The organism is Cronobacter malonaticus LMG 23826, from assembly GCF_001277215.2.
Lineage (GTDB): Bacteria > Pseudomonadota > Gammaproteobacteria > Enterobacterales > Enterobacteriaceae > Cronobacter > Cronobacter malonaticus.
Window position 1 is genome coordinate 2,059,810 of the sequence record NZ_CP013940.1, and the last position, 16,614, is coordinate 2,076,423.

16 protein-coding genes and 1 pseudogene are annotated in these 16,614 nt (G+C 58.0%); 9 read left to right on the forward strand and 8 right to left on the reverse strand.

The genetic code is table 11. From position 1 onward, the window contains the following. Window positions 1-6 precede the first annotated feature (6 nt). The 4 genes from AFK66_RS22740 to AFK66_RS09800 form a co-directional block, all read right to left on the reverse strand. Window positions 7-174 (reverse strand): hypothetical protein, encoded by a 168-nt coding sequence (locus tag AFK66_RS22740; RefSeq protein ID WP_007775069.1) that lies wholly within the window; start codon window positions 172-174, stop codon window positions 7-9. Then, complete coding sequence (locus AFK66_RS09790) at window positions 171-1,730, reverse strand: hypothetical protein (protein WP_023898777.1); 1,560 nt, start codon at window positions 1,728-1,730, stop codon at window positions 171-173. Before AFK66_RS09790 ends, AFK66_RS22740 begins: the two co-directional genes overlap by 4 nt. A gap of 11 nt (window positions 1,731-1,741) precedes the next feature. Next, window positions 1,742-3,958 carry a type VI secretion system Vgr family protein gene (locus tag AFK66_RS09795; protein WP_023898778.1) on the reverse strand — a complete coding sequence of 739 codons (2,217 nt, stop codon included), beginning with the start codon at window positions 3,956-3,958 and terminating at the stop codon, window positions 1,742-1,744. A 428-nt stretch (window positions 3,959-4,386) separates the two neighbouring features. After that, on the reverse strand, window positions 4,387-5,322 hold the full coding sequence (locus tag AFK66_RS09800) for an AraC family transcriptional regulator (RefSeq protein ID WP_032970314.1): 936 nt from the start codon (window positions 5,320-5,322) through the stop codon (window positions 4,387-4,389). A 191-nt stretch (window positions 5,323-5,513) separates the two neighbouring features. On the opposite strand from AFK66_RS09800, the gene AFK66_RS09805 reads away from it, so the two are divergent. The 5 genes from AFK66_RS09805 to AFK66_RS09825 all read left to right on the forward strand — a co-directional run bounded on the left by AFK66_RS09805 (window position 5,514) and on the right by AFK66_RS09825 (window position 9,116). After that, window positions 5,514-6,251 carry an SDR family oxidoreductase gene (locus AFK66_RS09805; RefSeq protein WP_007697843.1) on the forward strand — a complete coding sequence of 246 codons (738 nt, stop codon included), beginning with the start codon at window positions 5,514-5,516 and terminating at the stop codon, window positions 6,249-6,251. A gap of 132 nt (window positions 6,252-6,383) precedes the next feature. Then, complete coding sequence (locus AFK66_RS09810) at window positions 6,384-7,385, forward strand: alpha/beta fold hydrolase (protein WP_007774962.1); 1,002 nt, start codon at window positions 6,384-6,386, stop codon at window positions 7,383-7,385. Between the two features lie 109 nt (window positions 7,386-7,494). Then, window positions 7,495-7,692, forward strand: coding sequence for a hypothetical protein (locus AFK66_RS09815; RefSeq protein WP_004384946.1), 198 nt, complete (start codon window positions 7,495-7,497; stop codon window positions 7,690-7,692). A gap of 1 nt (window position 7,693) precedes the next feature. Then, a complete protein-coding gene (locus AFK66_RS09820; RefSeq protein ID WP_007774960.1) occupies window positions 7,694-8,458 on the forward strand; it encodes a hypothetical protein in 765 nt (254 codons plus the stop codon). Window positions 8,459-8,522: 64 nt separating this feature from the next. Further along, window positions 8,523-9,116, forward strand: coding sequence for a flavin reductase family protein (locus AFK66_RS09825; protein WP_032983568.1), 594 nt, complete (start codon window positions 8,523-8,525; stop codon window positions 9,114-9,116). 171 nt (window positions 9,117-9,287) lie between these two features. Here AFK66_RS09825 and AFK66_RS09830 read toward each other — a convergent pair whose 3' ends face one another. Then, entirely contained in the window at window positions 9,288-9,695 is a 408-nt protein-coding gene (locus AFK66_RS09830; RefSeq protein ID WP_007774957.1) for a TfoX/Sxy family protein, read from the reverse strand. Between the two features lie 453 nt (window positions 9,696-10,148). Here AFK66_RS09830 and budC point away from each other — a divergent pair, with 453 nt between their 5' ends. Beyond that, entirely contained in the window at window positions 10,149-10,913 is a 765-nt protein-coding gene (budC, locus tag AFK66_RS09835; protein WP_007774955.1) for a meso-2,3-butanediol dehydrogenase, read from the forward strand. Window positions 10,914-10,965: 52 nt separating this feature from the next. Here the strand turns inward: budC and AFK66_RS09840 are convergent, their stop codons facing one another. Further along, a complete protein-coding gene (locus AFK66_RS09840; protein ID WP_007774953.1) occupies window positions 10,966-12,051 on the reverse strand; it encodes an NAD(P)-dependent alcohol dehydrogenase in 1,086 nt (361 codons plus the stop codon). Between the two features lie 161 nt (window positions 12,052-12,212). Then, window positions 12,213-12,749, reverse strand: coding sequence for a carboxymuconolactone decarboxylase family protein (locus AFK66_RS09845; RefSeq protein WP_007774950.1), 537 nt, complete (start codon window positions 12,747-12,749; stop codon window positions 12,213-12,215). Between the two features lie 119 nt (window positions 12,750-12,868). Between AFK66_RS09845 and AFK66_RS09850 the strand changes: the two genes are divergently transcribed. Continuing rightward, a complete protein-coding gene (locus AFK66_RS09850; protein WP_007774949.1) occupies window positions 12,869-13,783 on the forward strand; it encodes an AraC family transcriptional regulator in 915 nt (304 codons plus the stop codon). Here the strand turns inward: AFK66_RS09850 and AFK66_RS09855 are convergent. Further along, window positions 13,780-14,601: an arylamine N-acetyltransferase family protein gene (locus AFK66_RS09855; RefSeq protein ID WP_007774947.1), complete on the reverse strand. Its 822-nt coding sequence runs from the start codon at window positions 14,599-14,601 to the stop codon at window positions 13,780-13,782. The genes AFK66_RS09850 and AFK66_RS09855 overlap by 4 nt on opposite strands. Before the next feature lie 503 nt (window positions 14,602-15,104). On the opposite strand from AFK66_RS09855, the gene AFK66_RS09860 reads away from it, so the two are divergent. Continuing rightward, on the forward strand, window positions 15,105-15,614 hold the full coding sequence (locus AFK66_RS09860; RefSeq protein WP_007774945.1) for a ferritin-like domain-containing protein: 510 nt from the start codon (window positions 15,105-15,107) through the stop codon (window positions 15,612-15,614). A 72-nt stretch (window positions 15,615-15,686) separates the two neighbouring features. Beyond that, window positions 15,687-16,590: pseudogene (locus AFK66_RS09865) on the forward strand (manganese catalase family protein). The last annotated feature ends 24 nt before the right edge of the window (window positions 16,591-16,614 follow it).

Consider the following 16,614-nt stretch of genomic DNA (forward strand, 5'->3'; position numbering starts at 1 on the left):
TGCTCGTCAGAACAGGGCGCGAAGCAGCGCGCGCAGGAAAGTGCGGATCTCTGTCGCAAGTTCGCTGTCAGAGAGGCTTATAAACAGTATCGCGAGCAGCGTCACGACGACGATGATGCCCGCTTTAGTGGCGAAATGGCTGTTGTTTTTTGAACGATCGTGGCGTTGTCTCATGCGTTGGCGCTTCCTGCAGGTTCAGATAACGGGGCCGCGGGCGCGCTGGCGCTCCAGGCGGGAAGGGATTGCCATTCGCCCGGCGGGGCGTCGAACGGGTGCGCGACATCCGGAAGGCCGTTCCAGTGAGGGTGAAGCATGTCGCGGGCGAGGCGAACCGTCTGGCGCACGCTGTCGTCGCCCTGTTCTATCAGCGCTTCGCGCTGCTGGCGCAGTGTCAGAAACGCGGCTTCGAGGCGCAATTGCAGGCGGCGGTCCGCCGCTTTTACCACCTCCGCGCCAGGTGCTGCGTGAAGCGCTACGGCCGCTTCCGCCTCAAGAATCAGCCGCTGACACGCCTCATGGTAGCGCGTCGCGGCGGTTTCCAGCGCCTCGCTGCGACGTTTATCGTGCATACGCAGCAGATCGCCGAAAACCAGCGGCAGCGTGGTCTGTGCGCGCTCTTCTTGCGCGATGTTTTTTGCGGCGCGCAGAGCCGCGGCGTAATCGTCCATCGCGACGGTCCTGTGCCCCGCCTGCCAGAGCGCAAACCCGGCCATCCGGCAGCCTTCCAGCTCAAAGAGCGGGTGCGGGATCTCGCGCGCCAGCGTGGCGGCGCGGCGATAGTGCTTCGCCGCCTCGGTATAGTGTTTACCGGCAAACCACGCGCCCGCCTCGCCAAACGCGCTTTGTACAACAAGCTGGCCGCGCACCGGGCTATCGGTAACGCGGGTTGCGGCGCTTTGCGCCTGCTGATAATGGGCAACGGCCTGCGGGATGTTTTTCTCTTTAAGCCAGGCACCCGCCATCAGGTGATGTAGCACGGCTTCCTGATCGGCCCAGCCGCGACGCTGCGCGATGGGCATAGCAAGGGATGCCCGGCTCGCCACCTGCGCGGCGCTGCTTCTTTCGAGTAACAGCATGGCGTCGGCAAGGTAGCGCCGGAACAGTAATCGATCGCTGTCCGGATCGGTCTGCTGGCGGGCAGTCTGCTGCATCACCTGCATGGCGTCCGGTTCATCGGTCAGTAGCCGCACCTGCTGCGCGTGCGCGTTAACGAGAGTCTGCCAGAGCGGCTGTTCAGTGGTGTCGGTAAGCAGCAGGCGTACGCGCTGCGCCGGCGCGGCAAGCCACTGCGTCAGCCAGCGGTTGAACGCGGCGATATCGCTCATTGCGGAGGGTTTAAGGATCACGATCGCGTGGCGCAGATCGTCCTGATGGACGCGCGCGAAATCTTCCAGCAGCGCGCAGAGCGCCGCGGCGTGATAACAGGGCAGAAAGCGCTCGCCTTCCCACGGACGCGCGTCGGGCGTCGCTTCCACGCTTTCGAGAAAATCGCGCGCCAGCGCCTGGCTGTAGCCATAGCCAGTATCAAAAGGGGTGTCGAGCGTCACAAAGAGATCCGGCACGCTTCGCCCTTCCGGGTGCTGTTGCAGCGCGAAAAACGCGTTCAGCAGGCTTTCACCGCTCGCCGGCACTCGCCAGACGATCAGTTTAATCGCGGGATCGTCCGTTTGATCGAGCCAGCTAAGCTCCAGTTTACTGATGGCGTGTTCGGTCGGGTTTTTTGCGCTCATCGTGGCACCTGTCAGGCGTTAAGCTCGATTTTCTTGCCGTTGACCATGACGCCTGCGGCATTAATGGTGATGCTGGCGCCGCCTGCGGTTATCTCTATGCTGCCGTTGCTGATAAGAATGCCGCTCTCGCCGACGTTTATCTGGAACGTGGTGGTGGCGCTGTCTGCGACGCTGCCTTCGGTAAAACGCGTATCACCGCCGGTGATGGTCAGTGTGCGCCCGGCGCCGATCGACACCACCTGTTTCTGGCTTACCACGCGGTTTTCATTAGCGCTCACCGTGACATCGCGGTTGCCGGTGACGTTCAGCGTCTGGTTGCCCGTGACCGAGACGGTGCGGTTCTGCTGCACTTGCACCTTTTCATTGCCGTTGACGGTGCGCGTGCGATCCTGATTCACCGTCAGCGTCTGGTTGCCGTCGACGATGCCGGTCTGGTTGCTTTTTACCGTCGCCGTGTGGTTGCCGGTGATGGTTTCATCGCGGTTCTGTTCGACGCTCAGGGTTTCATTGCCTTTGACGGTTTCGGTACGGTGCTGGTTAACCGTGGTGGTTTCGCTGCCCTGAATGGTTTTGGTGCGGTTCTGGCCTACCGTCACCGTTTCGTTGCCGTCCACGGTGCGGGTGCGGTTTTGCTTAATGTGGCTGGTTTCGTCTTTACCAACCGTTTTGGTGCGGTTGCTGCCGACCGAGTGCGTTTCATCCTGCTCCACTTCGGTATCCATATTGCGCTCGGCATGCAGCCAGAACTGCTCCTGGCCCGGTTTATCCTCAAAGCGCAGGGCGTTGGCGTTATCGGGCGATCCGTCTTTGGAGCGGCTCATAAAGCCCATCTGCGTGGCGGCGGCGGGCAACTCCCACGGCGGCATTCGCGCCTCGTTATAGACGCGCCCGATAATAATCGGCCGATCCGGTTCGCCGTTGATGAAATCGACCACCACTTCATCGCCCACGCGCGGGATCTGGATGCCGCCAAAGCCCTGACCCGCCCAGGCGCTGGAGACGCGCACCCAGCAGGAGCTGTTTTCATCGCCCTGGCTGAACCGATCCCAGTGAAATTTCACCTTTACGCGGCCATAGCGATCGGTCCAGATGGATTCGCCCTTCGGCCCCACAACACGGGCGGTTTGCGGCCCGTAGGTGCGCGGCCACGGCGTAACGAGCGCCGGGCGAAACGGTGTTTGCGCCGGGATCACCGTAAAATCGATCCGCTGGCGGCCTTCGCCCAGCCCGCCGGAGGTATATGGGTTTTCTTCAAATTCATACTCTGCGCCGACAACCAGCCAGTCAGTGTTATCTGCCACGTGCGGCGCTTTGATAAGCCGGAAGGTGTGCCCGGGCGCGATGCCGCTGGCGGTGCCGGAGCCGCGCGTTTGCTGCTGCTGCGCCTGCCACGCCTGCTGGCGGATGCGGGCGTAGGCTTCGCCGTCGCCATGCTCCACAAAGCGGCCCGGCCAGTCGTACACATCGATTTTGCCGGGGCTTGGCGACACCGGGTTTTGCATCGTCTGCAACATCCAGGCATGCGGCTTGCGAAAATCGTAGTCGTCGGTGCTGTAGAGGCCGGGCGTCACCACATGGCTTGCGGTGAGCTGGCTCACGCCCTCTTCTTTCACCACGCCGCCGCCGCTGGTGGCGTGCCAGGCGATAACCTCATAACCGGGAAACGGTATAGCGCGGGTGTAGTCGTCCATCAGCACCAGTGTGTGGCCGTCTTTATCATGGCGAAACAGATAGCTGATGCCCTCAAGCTCCAGCAGGCGGCTGATGAAATCGAAGCTGCTTTCGGCGTACTGCACGCAGTAATCCCACTGCCGGTAGCTGCGGGTAAGCTGGTCTTCGAATTTAACGTTGTGCTCCGAAAAGAGCGTTTTGACGATATCCGGCACGCGCTGCTGCTGGAAAATACGAAAATTGCGATCGCGCGTCATCGCCCAGAAATCAGGCTCCAGGGTCAGCTGGTAAACGGCGTAACGCTTGCTGTCGATCTCCTCGCTGCGTACCGCGACGGCGGTGATGTTGCCGGTCAGGTAGCGCGGGTTCAGCGTCTGGGTCGGGATCGTGACGGTCATCGGCTGACCGAGCAATTGCTGGCGGTTGAGCGTGAAATCGTCGCTCAGCAGATCGACTTCAAAGCGAAACGGCGCTGACAGTTTTTCCTCGCCCCTCAGCGCCCAGAATAACAGCGAGCCGGGCGCGCCCGGTGATGTCGCGGTAATACGGTTAACCATGACGACGCCCCTTGACGTTATCCATCAGAATGTCCGCATGACAAAATCCGGTTAATCGCATGGTGATATTCCCGTAATGGCGCGCCGTCACGTCTCCGGTTTTTCAAAAGAAAAACCGGAAAGTACACGCGAGAAATATTCGGTATCGGGTGGTTAAGATATCATCATATTATCGGCAAGCGCGCGGACGCCAAGTGGGAATATTCCCATTCGGCGCGGCCTGCGCGCAAAGCGAGAGGCGCGTCACAGGGCGTTGGGAAATAAACGAAAGCAAAAAGAATGAAACCAGTAACGCGGGTAATTAATGCATTTCGCGCCTTTTAAAATGGCGCGAATAATATATTTTCTGCCTGCGATGGGCCTTAAATAAAATATCGGCGTCTGAAAACCACAGCTGGAAAATAGTCGCGAAAATAATCCGCGGGCCGTTAATGATTCGCCGTCATCGCCTCAAACTGCGTGGGCGGCAGCAGCGCGAACGATTGTTTCATTTCACGGGTTTCCGCCCCCGGCGTGCGGCCAAACAGACGGCGAAACTCCCGGTTAAACTGCGACGGGCTTTCATAGCCGACGCGCAGCGCGGCGGTGGCAGCGCTGAGATTGTCGCGGATCATCAATAACCGTGCCTGATGCAGACGCACCGCTTTGATGTATTGCACCGGCGAGTTGCTGGTCACCGCTTTGAAGTGCGCGTGAAAGGCGGGCGCGCTCATGCCGGCTTCGGCGGCGAGCGTCGCGACATCGAGCCGCCCGGCGTAGTCGGCGTGAATGCGTTGCAGCACGCGCGAGATGCGGCTGAACTTGCCGAAGCTTGCCAGCGCCGCGCGGATGGCACCGCCCTGCTCGCCGATCAATACCCGGTAATACAGCTCTTTGACAATCGCCGGACCGAGAATATGCGCCTCCTGCGGGTGGCTCAGGGCGCGCAGGAGCCGCAGCGTGGTATCGGCAAGCGGCGCGTCGAGCGGCGTCGAGAGAATGCCTTCCGGCGGTGCGGCATCTGCGCCCCGCTCGCCGTCGAGCGCCAGCACCAGTTCGGCAATCACGGTCATTTCCAGCCGCACCGCCACGGCAAGCAACGGCTCCTGCGGCGTGGCGTCGGTTTCCGTTGAGAACGGCAGCGGCACCGAGAGCACAAGATAATGACTGGCGTTATAGGTGTAGATCTTATCGGCAAGATAACCGCGCTTGCAGCCCTGGCAGACAATCACGATACACGGCTCATACAGCACCGGTGTGCGTGGCAGCGCGCGGTTGGAGCGCATAAAGCGCACCGCATCAAGCTGTGAGCGGGTGTAACCCTCCTGCGGGGCCAGTTGCTCCAGCAGTTGAATGGTTTCACGCTGTACTGGCGGCATCGGCATGGTCATCGCGGCGTCTCCGTTATATTTTCCTGCAATGATTGTGGCACGTTGCGCGTAAAGCTTCACCAGGGCTAATAGGATCAGGCAATACAGCAAGAGTAATGGCGCTATTGAGACGAGTGCTGCGGGCGTAGGCTTCATGCATACGGCACCGGCAGCCCGCCGGGCCTTCTCGTGAAGGAGTAAGCACCATGACGATGACCGAAGAACGCAAAGTTATCCTGCTCACCGGCGCCAGCAGCGGTATCGGCGAAGCGACGGCGCGCCTGCTGGCCGCCCAGGGCTACCGTTTACTGATTGGCGCGCGCCGCACCGACCGTCTCGCGGCGCTGTGCGAGGAACTGCGCTTTAACGGCGCGCAGATAGATTACGCGGCGCTGGACGTAACAAAACTCGACAGCATGGAAGCCTTTGTGCAGACGGCGCTGGATAAATATGGCCAGGTTGACGCCTTCATTAATAACGCGGGCGTGATGCCGCTCTCACCGCTGGCCTCGCTGAAAGTGGACGAGTGGAACCAGATGCTCGATGTGAACGTGCGCGGCGTGCTGCACGGCATCGCCGCCGTGTTGCCGGTGATGCAGGCGCGCAATCGCGGGCAGATCATTAATATCGCGTCCATTGGCGCGTATCGAGTTTCCCCAACCGCCGCTGTTTACTGCGCCACCAAATATGCGGTACGCGCGATAACCGACGGGCTGCGCCAGGAAAATGAAACGATCCGCGTGACGTTAATCAGCCCCGGCGTGGTGGAATCTGAACTGGCGACGCATATCACGGATGAAACCGCCCGCGTGGCGATGGACGATTTCCGCCGTATCGCGCTGCCTGCCGACGCTATTGCCCGCGCCATCGCCTACGCCATCGAGCAGCCGGATAACGTGGACGTGAGCGAAATCGTGGTGCGTCCGACGGCAAGCCCGCATTAATACGCTTTATCCTGCCGGGGCGCGCCCCGGCTTTGCGCTTTTTTACAGGCCGTTTACTCCGCTCGACACGCGCGCCGCTCCCGTTGGCTATAGTCAAACACGTTTGCTGTTGAACCGTAAGGAGAACCGCCTGTGTCATTACGCTTATCCAGCGCGGCGCTGCTCTGCGCCCTGGCCGCACCTGCGCTTGCCGAAACGCCTGCTTACGGCCCCGAACTCGAAGGCTTCGATTACGGCTGGCCGGTGGCGCGCTTTAATTTTGAATCCCAGCGCCAGCGGATGCAAATGGCGTATATCGATGTGCAACCCGATAAACCCAACGGCCGCACCGTGGTGCTGTTGCATGGCAAAAATTTCTGCGCCGGCACCTGGGATACGACGCTTCGTACGCTGCGCGACGCCGGATATCGCGTCATCGCGCCGGATCAGATTGGCTTTTGCAAATCCACCAAACCCGAGCGCTACCAGTACAGCTTTCAGCAGCTGGCGCAGAATACCCACGCGCTATTGGAAAAACTCGGCGTAAAAAAGGCGACTGTTATAGGCCACTCCACGGGCGGGATGCTGGCGACGCGTTACGCGCTGATGTACCCGGATGAAACAGAACAACTGGTGATGATTAACCCGATTGGCCTGGAAGACTGGAAAGCGAAAGGCGTACCGGCGCAGTCGGTGGATGCGTGGTATCAGCGCGAGCTAAAAACCAGCGCGCAGAGCATCCGCAAGTATGAACAGAACACCTATTACGCCGGACAGTGGAAACCGGAATATGACCGCTGGGTCACGATGCTTGCCGGAATGTATCAGGGCGCGGGCAAAGAGAAGGTGGCGTGGAACTCCGCGCTGCTCTACGACATGATCTACACCCAGCCGGTGGTGTATGAATTCGGCCAGCTGAAAATGCCGACGCTGCTGCTGATTGGCAATAAAGACACAACCGCGCCCGGCAAAGACGCCGCGCCGCCAGAGGTGCAAAAGACGCTCGGCGACTACCCGGCGCTTGGCAAGGCGGCGGCGAGCGCCATTCCCCACGCGACGCTCGTCACCTTTGAAGATCTCGGCCACGCGCCGCAAATCCAGGCGCCCGAGCGGCTCCATAAGGCGCTGCTGGACGGCCTGAACGCGCTGAAATAATACACAGCCCGCCCGCAGGCGGGCTTTATTCATCAGATAAACCCGTAAAAGCCCTTTCTTTCTCTCTGCCTTCACCAGGCTTTCTATACTGTTGGCCGGGAGGTTTTACATGCTAAGAATATTTCGCTCGCTTTTTACCAGCCCGGAAAAGCTGGTTCATGCCGTTCATCCGGCGCATATCCAGGATGCGATTGACGAAGGAGAACGCATTATCATCGATGAGGATGGCAACGCTTCGGTTAATGTGGAGTGTCTTGCCGTTCAGGAAGATTTCGCCCGTCACGTTGAAATGCTGAAGAGGGCTTAAGATGGGAACGGCGATATTTATGGTGCTGATGGTCTGCGGCTACTGGTATACCAGCCGCGATCTCTCCACCCGATTTAAGTTTATGCGCACCTCGGGGTGGGACGTCTATTTCCTGGTGGCGCTCTACGGCTGTATTTTCGTGTTGCAGGGCATTATCGCCACCGGCCTGCTATGGCTGGCGCTGCTTTGCGTCTCAAGCGTGCTGAACGCGTTTCCCGCGTGGTCCGGCAGCGATGACTATCACTACCAGATGGCGTTTATGAACTGGAGCTTTCTCGGCATCCAGGCGCCGGTCGTGCTGATGCTGGGTTTTGCCATTCTGTTTTGTCTCTACCGCGCGAACTGGTCGCCGACGGCGAAGCTCGATAACACTGGCCGACGCACGCTCTACCGCACGCTCTCACGCGCCAACGGCATCGAAGGACTGCTGTATGAGTGCATGGAAGAGGGCGAGCTTATCTGGATAACCATGAAATCCCAGCGCGTATACATTGGGATGATCCACAGCGCCACCTTCGACAGCACCCGCAGCGATATCAGCAACCTGGTGCTCATTCCGATGCTGAGCGGCTACCGCGACCACGAAACGCTGGATTTGCGCGTCGAGCACAACTACAGCGCCTGGTATGACAGTCACGACATCACGCTGCAGGCCGGAGAGAAATCGGCGCTCGCCTATCGCAAGGTCATTCTACTCAATCAGATTGAAAGTCTGTCGCTGTTCGACCCGGCGCAGTCGCTGGCGCTCGGCATGCGCGACACGTAGCGCAAAATGGTTCGCGGGCGGCTTGTGTTACCCTGCCCGCTTACGTCAATACAGGGTTATGCGAATGAACGACAGTCACTCTTTTATGGCGCCGGTACCGCTGGAGAAAGCGTACCGGTTAATTAACCACGGGCCAACGGTGCTGGTTTCCGCCCGTCACGACGGCGTGGAAAACGTAATGGCCGCCGCGTGGGCCTGCGGGCTGGATTTCTTGCCACCGAAGGTGACGGTGGTGATTGATAAAATCGCCCGCACCCGCGAACTGCTGGAGCGCAGTGGGTCATTTGTGTTGCAGGTGCCGACCGTCGCACAGCGGGAAATGACGTATCAGGCGGGCACGCTGAGCCTGCATAACGAGCCTGAAAAACTGAAGCTCGCCGGCGTGGAGCTGTTCCATATGGACGGCGTTGATGCGCCGCTGGTTGCGGGCTGCTCGGCATGGCTTGCCTGCGAGCTGATTCCCGAGCCGCATAATCAGCAGCAATACGATCTGTTTATCGGTCAGGTGACCGCCGCCTGGGCCGACACGCGCGTGTTTCACGACGGACGCTGGCATTTTGAGGATGCGCCGCCGGAGTTGCGCAGCCTGCACCACGTCGCAGGCGGGCATTTCTACGCCATCGGTGAGGCGTTCCCGCGTACGGACAGCGAAATTTAAACGCCCTCTTCTGATTTTCTTCCAAAGCCAGCGCGTCTGGCTTTTTTTATACCTGTACCGGGCCGTTTCACGCGGTTCGCTCTGCCATTTCTTCCCTGTCTAGCTAAACAACCAGCGCTGACGTGACAGCAGATTCGTTGGATCGTATAAAGTATGTTGTAACTAAAACAGTTAAATGTCGTTCGCTTTAGCCATTCGGCCCTTTTTCCGGGAGGTTTTACGCGGTTTTGGCTCCGGCGCGCGCATGGCAGCGGCCACTCCCTCACGCGCCCAGCGCAATAATTCCTGATTATCCTCCACCAGCTCCTCCGCGATGCGGTAATAACCCAGCGCGACTTCCTGCTGGCCGCCGCTGCGTCGGGTAGTGACATAGGTAAAAGGCGGGAAGCCTTCAGCGATAAACCGTTCGCGGTTCTTATCGTCCGCTTTGATATAAAGCTGCGCGTCGCCATCCACCAGCGCAAACATCCGCCCTGCCTGAAACAGCGCCACGCAGCCAAACATACGGCGGGTTTCCACCGCACCGAGAGAGGCCAGTTGATCTAACAGAAAGGTAATGTATTCACGGGAAACGCTCATTGCTCTCCTCCACACGAGATTACGAGACAGGAATTAACGGCAGCCTAAAAAAGGATCGGAACAGGGATCTTTTCATTTTCACAGGATCGTCAAAAGTGACAGGGTTGGTAGCCCTGCATCGACAGAGATCGCATGGGATCATCAATCAGGATATTTTTTGTTCACTTTGCACATGTTATCCACAGGCAAGCGGAGCCGCACAACAATATCTTTATGATAAATGACTAAGCCTTTGATAAGCAAAGTTAAAACTCCCTGCTCCCTGCTCTGCTTTATTTGCAGCGCGAAAATTTGGGTTCCGTCACATTTTTTAATGACTTTTTATTTGAGTTAAAACAGGCAGTTACCAGGATTCAACCGCCTGCGACTTGCGAAGCCCGCAATGAATGCCAGAGTTAACAAGGACTTGATGATTAAGCACAGCATTGTGCCAGACACTGGAAAGGAGGATGTATGAACCGTTTTCAAGAAAAAGTCGTGGTCGTGACGGGTGCAGGATCAGGCATTGGAGCCGCCGCGGCGCGTCGTTTTGCGCATGAAGGCGCAAGCGTTGTGCTGGTCGGGCGTACCAAAGAGAAGCTGGATAAAGTGGCCGCGACGCTCGCGCAGGGTAAACATCTGGTCGCGCCCTGTGACGTTTCTGACGCGCAACAAGTACAGTCGCTCGCGCAGCGTGTGGCCGATGAGTTTGGACGCGTTGACGTAGTAGTGAATAACGCCGGCGTGATTGTGCAGGGCAAGATCCATGAAATTACGCTTGAGGACTGGGAAACGCTGATGGGTACCGATCTCAACGGCGTTTTCTATTGCCTGCACGCGTTCATGCCAGGCCTCCTGAAAACCAAAGGCAACGTAATTAATATTTCATCGGTTTCCGGGCTTGGCGGCGACTGGGGCATGAGCGTTTATAACGCGGCGAAAGGCGCGGTCACGAACTTTACCCGATCGCTTGCAATGGATTACGGTGCCGACGGCGTGCGCGTGAATGCTATCTGCCCGGGCTTTACGTTTACCGAACTCACAGAAGATATGAAGCAGGATGAGGCGCTGCTGCAAAAATTCTATGAGCGTATCCCGCTGCAACGTGCGGGCGAGCCGGAAGATATCGCTGATGCGATTGCGTTTCTCGCAAGCGACGACGCCCGTTATATCACTGGCGTGAATCTGCCAGTGGATGGCGGCCTGACAGCCTCCAACGGCCAGCCGAAACAGGCGTAATAAAAGCGGGCCTGTTGGCCCGCTTTCACTTTCTGCGTTTGTGCACGTCGCGTTAAGCGGCCGTCACGGGTTCGAGACGCGCGCCCTGTTGCAAAGATGCCATATCTATCACAAAGCGATATTTCACGTCGCTTTTCAGCATCCTCTCCCACGCTTCATTGATTTCCTGAATGTTGATCACCTCCACATCGGCAGCGATATTGTGCTTCGCACAGAAGTCGAGCATCTCTTGCGTCTCGGCGATCCCGCCAATGCAGGAGCCTGCCACACTACGCCGCCCCATAATCATCGGTACCGTATTGACGGCAGGCTGTACCTCTCCGAGCAGGCCGACAAATACCAGCGTGCCGTCGATTTTGAGCGTTGAGAGATACGGATTGATGTCATGCGCGTAAGGCACGGTGTCAATAATCAAATCGAAATGTCCGGCGACCTGCTGCATCTGGCTGGCATCCTCGGAAATGACCACGTGATGCGCGCCAAGGCGGCGGGCGTCTTCTTCTTTGCCGGGCGAGCGGGTAAACAGCGTGACCTCGGCAACCAGCGCATGGGCCAGTTTCAGCGCCATATGCCCAAGCCCTCCGAGGCCGACGACCGCGACACGGCTGCCTTTGCCGACATTCCAGTGGCGCAGCGGCGACCAGGTGGTGATCCCGGCGCAGAGCAGCGGCGCGGCACCTTTGAGATCTAACCCTTCAGGGATGCGCAGCACGAAGTCCTGCGAGGCGAGAATGATCTGCGAATAGCCGCCGAACGTCAGTTCGCCGTCGTGACGGTCAATACCGTTGTAGGTCTGGATACAGCCTTCAAGACAGTATTGTTCAAGCCCCTCGCGGCACGGAGGACAACTGCGACACGAATCGACCATACAGCCGATGCCCGCGAGATCGCCGGGTTTGAATTTTTTTACGTCGCTACCCACCGCCGTGACGCGGCCAATGATTTCATGGCCCGGCACAATCGGATACTGGCTAAAGCCCCAGTCGTCACGCGCCTGATGAAGATCGGAATGGCAGACGCCACAGTAGAGAATTTCGAGTACGACATCGTCGGGGCGCGGGGTACGGCGGGTAAACTCAAAGGGAGCCAGCGGCGCTTCGGGGCTTTGCGCGGCATAGCCCAGCACTTTCATAGTCATTATCATCTCCGGTTACGCGTATCAGCGGTGTTTACTTCTTATACTGCGCATCGGTGACTTTTGCCAGGCGCCGGACGGTGCTGGTGACGATCGTTTTGAAGGAGCGGAGCGCTAACATGCTGAAATCGTTATTGCCGCTCCCCTCCCCCGCCGCCTGCGGATTATTCTGCTTTAGGAAAATCCACCACGGTGTCGTTCACCCGGTTCACCATATTGGTAAACAGAATGGCGCTGGTGGCGCTTAAAATCTCAATGACCTGACGGTCGTCGAAACCGGCGGCGCGCAGCGCGGTCACGTCGCTTTCCGGCAGCGTGCCGCGCGTCGTTATCACGGTTTTCACAAAGCGCAGCAGCGCGTCAATATGAGCATCCTGTGGAAACTGCCCGGCACGCAGCGCACGGGTATCGTCGGCGCTGTAACCCGCCTTTTTTGCCATCAGGGTATGCGCGGCAAGGCAGTAATCACAGCCGGTCGTCTCGCTCACGACCAGGTTAATGGCTTCCAGCTCGCGGGCGCTCAGCGCGCCCTTTTTCAGCGCCATATTATGTTGCAACGCCTGGGAGAGAATATCCGGCGCGTTGCTGCCGATCGTGACATACGCATTAGGGACTTTACCCATCGCGCTTTTCAGCGTATCAAACAGCTGGGCGGTTTTACCGGTGGCGGTTTCTGTCGCGATAGTCTGTAAACGGCTCATGATGCACTCCTTCGTGAATGAATGCCCGTCTGCGGGCGTTGTGTGCATACTACGCGTGACGCTTTATGCCATCTGCCGCCGGGCGTCGCGGATTTTTGTCTTATCGTCTCAGGAGCTTTATGGACAGCCTCAGCCAGCTCATCGCCCTCCTCGCGCCGGAAAGTTCTGTCGATTTACATTGCCGTTTCGCCGGACGCTGGCAGTCGGAGCATGCGCAAAGCCCGGTCGGGCATATTCCCTGGCACGCCATTCTCTCCGGCAGCGCCAGGCTGGTGCTCAATGGTGAAGTTATACAGGCGCAGGCGGGGGATATTTTTCTGCTGCCCCACGGCGCGCCGCACCGTCTGGAAAGCCATCGGCAGGACGGCACCGCCGCCCGCGTGCAGCGGCACGACAATGCGGTGGTCACGGAAGTGGTGACGGAAGGCGACGATACGCCACTGGTGATGCTGTGCGGTGAGTTTCGCACCGGCGTCAGCGGCGCACTGCTTTTTAGCGGTCAGCCTGCGTTGCAGCGTATCGCGACTGGCATGCGTGATGACTGCCGCTCGCTGGCGGCGCTTCTGACGATGCTGTCGGATGAGAGCCTGAGTGGTCGCCCGGGGGCCGCGGCGATTGTGCGCGAGCTTTCTTCTACACTCCTCACGCTGGTCTTGCGCGCCCTGCTCGCCGATGAGAACGACGCGCCAGGCATGTTGCCATTGCTGGCGGATAAACGGCTGGCACCCGCCGTCAACGCGGTGCTGGCGAACCCGGAACAGCCGTGGACGCTGGAAAGTATGGCGGCGCGCTGTTTTCTCTCCCGCGCTACCTTTGCAAGACACTTTGCCAGCCGTTACCCGCTCACCCCACAGGCCTGGCTGAATCAGGTGCGGATGGCGCGCGCCGCAAGGCTCCTTGAGCGAGAGCAGGACGCTATCGGCCGTGTCGCCGAGGCGTGCGGCTATCTGACCCAGGCGGCATTCAGCAAAGCGTTTAAAAGCGCCTGGGGCGTCACGCCGGGCCAGTTTCGCCAGCGTCATTCCCGCATTTAAGGGTTATCGCGGCGAAGCTGCGCCATCATCGCGCAAAACACCTCGCGGGTGACGCCGTGTATCGGATGATCAAAGCGCATCCCGAAATCCTTTTGCAGGCAGTCATAGACCGCGCCGTCATCGGCAAGCGTCCGGCGCTCGCCATTGATGGTCAGATGCCGGTTCAGCAGTTTCAAAGGCGTTTGCCCGGGAGGGTGCAGCGCCGCCAGCAGGTGATGGCGGAAATGCGAATCAGGCCAGTGGGCAATAAAGTGGTTGGCCATCAGGTAATCCGCCGGATACTGGCGCGCCTGGTCAAAGCGGTAGAGCGCATGCCAGTCGTCGCCCTCTTCTTTTAAAAGCAAAAACTCGCTCTGCCGGCTCTCGATACGAAAGCGCCCTTCGGGGCCGGTTATCTCTGCGCCATGCGCAAGGGGGATTGGCGCGCACAGCGTCGCGCCGCCAAAACCGACATCGGCTATCCACGGCGCATCATCAATCATCACCTGCACCAGCCGGTGCGTGCGCGGCGGCATATCGTCAGGGTCAGCAATTAATACCCGCGCGGCCAGCGCTTCCACGGCGAAGCCGCACTCCGCCAGCGCCCGTGAGAACAGCGCGTTTTGCTCAAAACAGTAACCACCGCGGCCCGCCTCTACCAGTTTGATGAAAATCGCGTCGTCATCAAGCAGGATCTCGCGCCCTAACAGGACATCGAGATTTTCAAAAGGGATGGCGGCGGTGTGGCACTTATGCAGCGCGGTCAGCGTCTCAAGCGTCGGGCGTGGCTCGCCGCTGTAGCCAATTCGGGAGAAGTAGTCCTGTCGTCTGAATGCCATGGGGTTCCTTAATCTGCGTCCTTAGCCTGATTGATAATAGCTGCTTTCCCGTAAAGCGGTGTGGCGTGGCGTGGCGTGGCGTGGCGTGGCGTGTTCAGGCTGTTGAATGACAATGGTATCGGTGAAAGTCAGGCGCGCGCCTGTACAAAAATAAAAGTGTAATGAGGAAAGCCCGACGACTTTTTTACCGCTTCGCTTAATGCACAAAGTCTCTGTTATTTCCATTTATGTAAACCGAATGTAAAAATAAAATTCAAATGCAATTATTTATTCGTTGAAGTTATACAGCAATCAGGTTTTCGTACATATTTACGCCGCAAGTGAATAATTATTATCCAGTTAATTTGACTTAAGATTACTCTCAAAAAACAGAATATCCCGGATTACCGCTCCCGTTTAAAAATATCTGCTACGCTTTTTAGTGCGTATCAAATTTATAAATTCTGTAGAGGACGCATAAATATTTCTTTACAGGTAACTGTATATTTCGGAAGAGGTGATTTATGACGACATATGAAGAAAATTATCATGACTGGCTGCGTGACGCTCATGCGATGGAGAAACAAGCGGAACAGATGCTGGAGTCAATGGCCTCCCGTATTGAGCACTACCCTGACCTAAAATCACGTCTTGAGCAGCATCTGGAAGAGACGCGCCACCAGCAGCAGCTGATTAATTCTGTTATTGAAAGAAATAACGTTTCGACCTCTGTTGTAAAAGACACCATGAGCAAAATGACGGCGATGGGCCAGGCCGTGGGCGGTATGTTCGCCTCTGATGAAGTCGTAAAGGGCGCTATTAGCGGCTACGTCTTCGAGCAGTTTGAAATTGCCTGTTATACCTCGCTGATCGCTGCGGCAAAAGCCGTCGGTGACGAACAAGGTGTCGTGGTATTTAAACAGATCCTTGAACAGGAAATTGCGATGGCGGAATGGTGCCTGAACCATTTACCGGATGTCACTCAGCAGTTCCTCAATCGCGCTGCCGCGCCCGGCGTTGAAGCGAAAAAATAAATTCTGATTAATTGGCCTGTCATTTTGATGGCAGGCATAAATTGAGTGTTGTCGTGTAAACAGGAGAACCTGATGTTCCGACATGTAAAACATGCAATATACGGTCCGCGTCGCGGAACCGAACCCGGGTCTGGCAAATTTACTGCTGGAACAATTCGGCGGCCCGCAGGGCGAACTCGCCGCGGCTACCCGCTATTTCACCCAGGGCCTGGGTGATGAAGATCCGGCGCGTAAAGAGATGCTGATGGACATCGCCACAGAAGAACTGAGCCATCTGGAAATTATCGGTTCCCTTGTGGGGATGCTCAACAAAGGCGCTAAAGGTGACCTGGCGGAAGCCACCGAAACCGAAGGCGAAATTTACCGCTCTATTACAGGGGCCGGTAACGACAGCCATCTGACCCAGGTACTTTACGGGGGCGGGCCGCCGCTGACCAACTCTGCAGGTGTGCCGTGGACGGCCGCTTATATCGATACGATCGGCGAAATCACGGCGGATCTGCGCTCGAACATCGCCGCGGAAGCCCGCGCCAAGATCATCTATGAGCGACTGATCAATCTGACGGACGATCCGGGCGTTAAAGATGCCCTTGGCTTCCTGATGACCCGTGAAGTCGCGCATATGCTCTCGTTTGAGAAAGCGCTCTACTCTATTCGTAATAACTTCCCGCCGGGCAAACTGCCTCCGGTGGAACAGTACACGAATGTTTACTACAACATGTCCAAAGGTGACGACCTGCGCGGCAGCTGGAACAGCGACGAAAACTTCGAGTACGTCGCCGATCCGCAGCCGGCAGTAAATGGAGGCGACGGTATGATTGATATCCAGCTTTCGCCGGAACAGCAGGCGAGCGTACTGACCATGGCACAGCGTCTGCAGTCCGATCCGGGCATCAACCCGGTGACCGGCGCGGAAATGGGCGCTTCTGTGCCCCCGGTAGAGCGTCAGTCGAAAAAGCCGGTTGAGAAAAAATAATCGGCCTTAAAAGAAAACCCTGCT

Coding starts and splice junctions, on each gene's coding strand:
- AFK66_RS09840 (WP_007774953.1), bottom strand. CDS start 12,051: ATGACTATGAAAGTGCTGGGCTATGCCGCGCAAAGCCCCGAAGCGCCG.
- AFK66_RS09860 (WP_007774945.1), top strand. CDS start 15,105: ATGACGACATATGAAGAAAATTATCATGACTGGCTGCGTGACGCTCAT.
- AFK66_RS09800 (WP_032970314.1), bottom strand. CDS start 5,322: ATGCCGATGCCGCCAGTACAGCGTGAAACCATTCAACTGCTGGAGCAA.
- AFK66_RS09795 (WP_023898778.1), bottom strand. CDS start 3,958: ATGGTTAACCGTATTACCGCGACATCACCGGGCGCGCCCGGCTCGCTG.
- budC (WP_007774955.1), top strand. CDS start 10,149: ATGAACCGTTTTCAAGAAAAAGTCGTGGTCGTGACGGGTGCAGGATCA.
- AFK66_RS09805 (WP_007697843.1), top strand. CDS start 5,514: ATGACGATGACCGAAGAACGCAAAGTTATCCTGCTCACCGGCGCCAGC.
- AFK66_RS09855 (WP_007774947.1), bottom strand. CDS start 14,601: ATGGCATTCAGACGACAGGACTACTTCTCCCGAATTGGCTACAGCGGC.
- AFK66_RS22740 (WP_007775069.1), bottom strand. CDS start 174: ATGAGACAACGCCACGATCGTTCAAAAAACAACAGCCATTTCGCCACT.
- AFK66_RS09820 (WP_007774960.1), top strand. CDS start 7,694: ATGGGAACGGCGATATTTATGGTGCTGATGGTCTGCGGCTACTGGTAT.
- AFK66_RS09790 (WP_023898777.1), bottom strand. CDS start 1,730: ATGAGCGCAAAAAACCCGACCGAACACGCCATCAGTAAACTGGAGCTT.
- AFK66_RS09850 (WP_007774949.1), top strand. CDS start 12,869: ATGGACAGCCTCAGCCAGCTCATCGCCCTCCTCGCGCCGGAAAGTTCT.
- AFK66_RS09830 (WP_007774957.1), bottom strand. CDS start 9,695: ATGAGCGTTTCCCGTGAATACATTACCTTTCTGTTAGATCAACTGGCC.
- AFK66_RS09815 (WP_004384946.1), top strand. CDS start 7,495: ATGCTAAGAATATTTCGCTCGCTTTTTACCAGCCCGGAAAAGCTGGTT.
- AFK66_RS09845 (WP_007774950.1), bottom strand. CDS start 12,749: ATGAGCCGTTTACAGACTATCGCGACAGAAACCGCCACCGGTAAAACC.
- AFK66_RS09825 (WP_032983568.1), top strand. CDS start 8,523: ATGAACGACAGTCACTCTTTTATGGCGCCGGTACCGCTGGAGAAAGCG.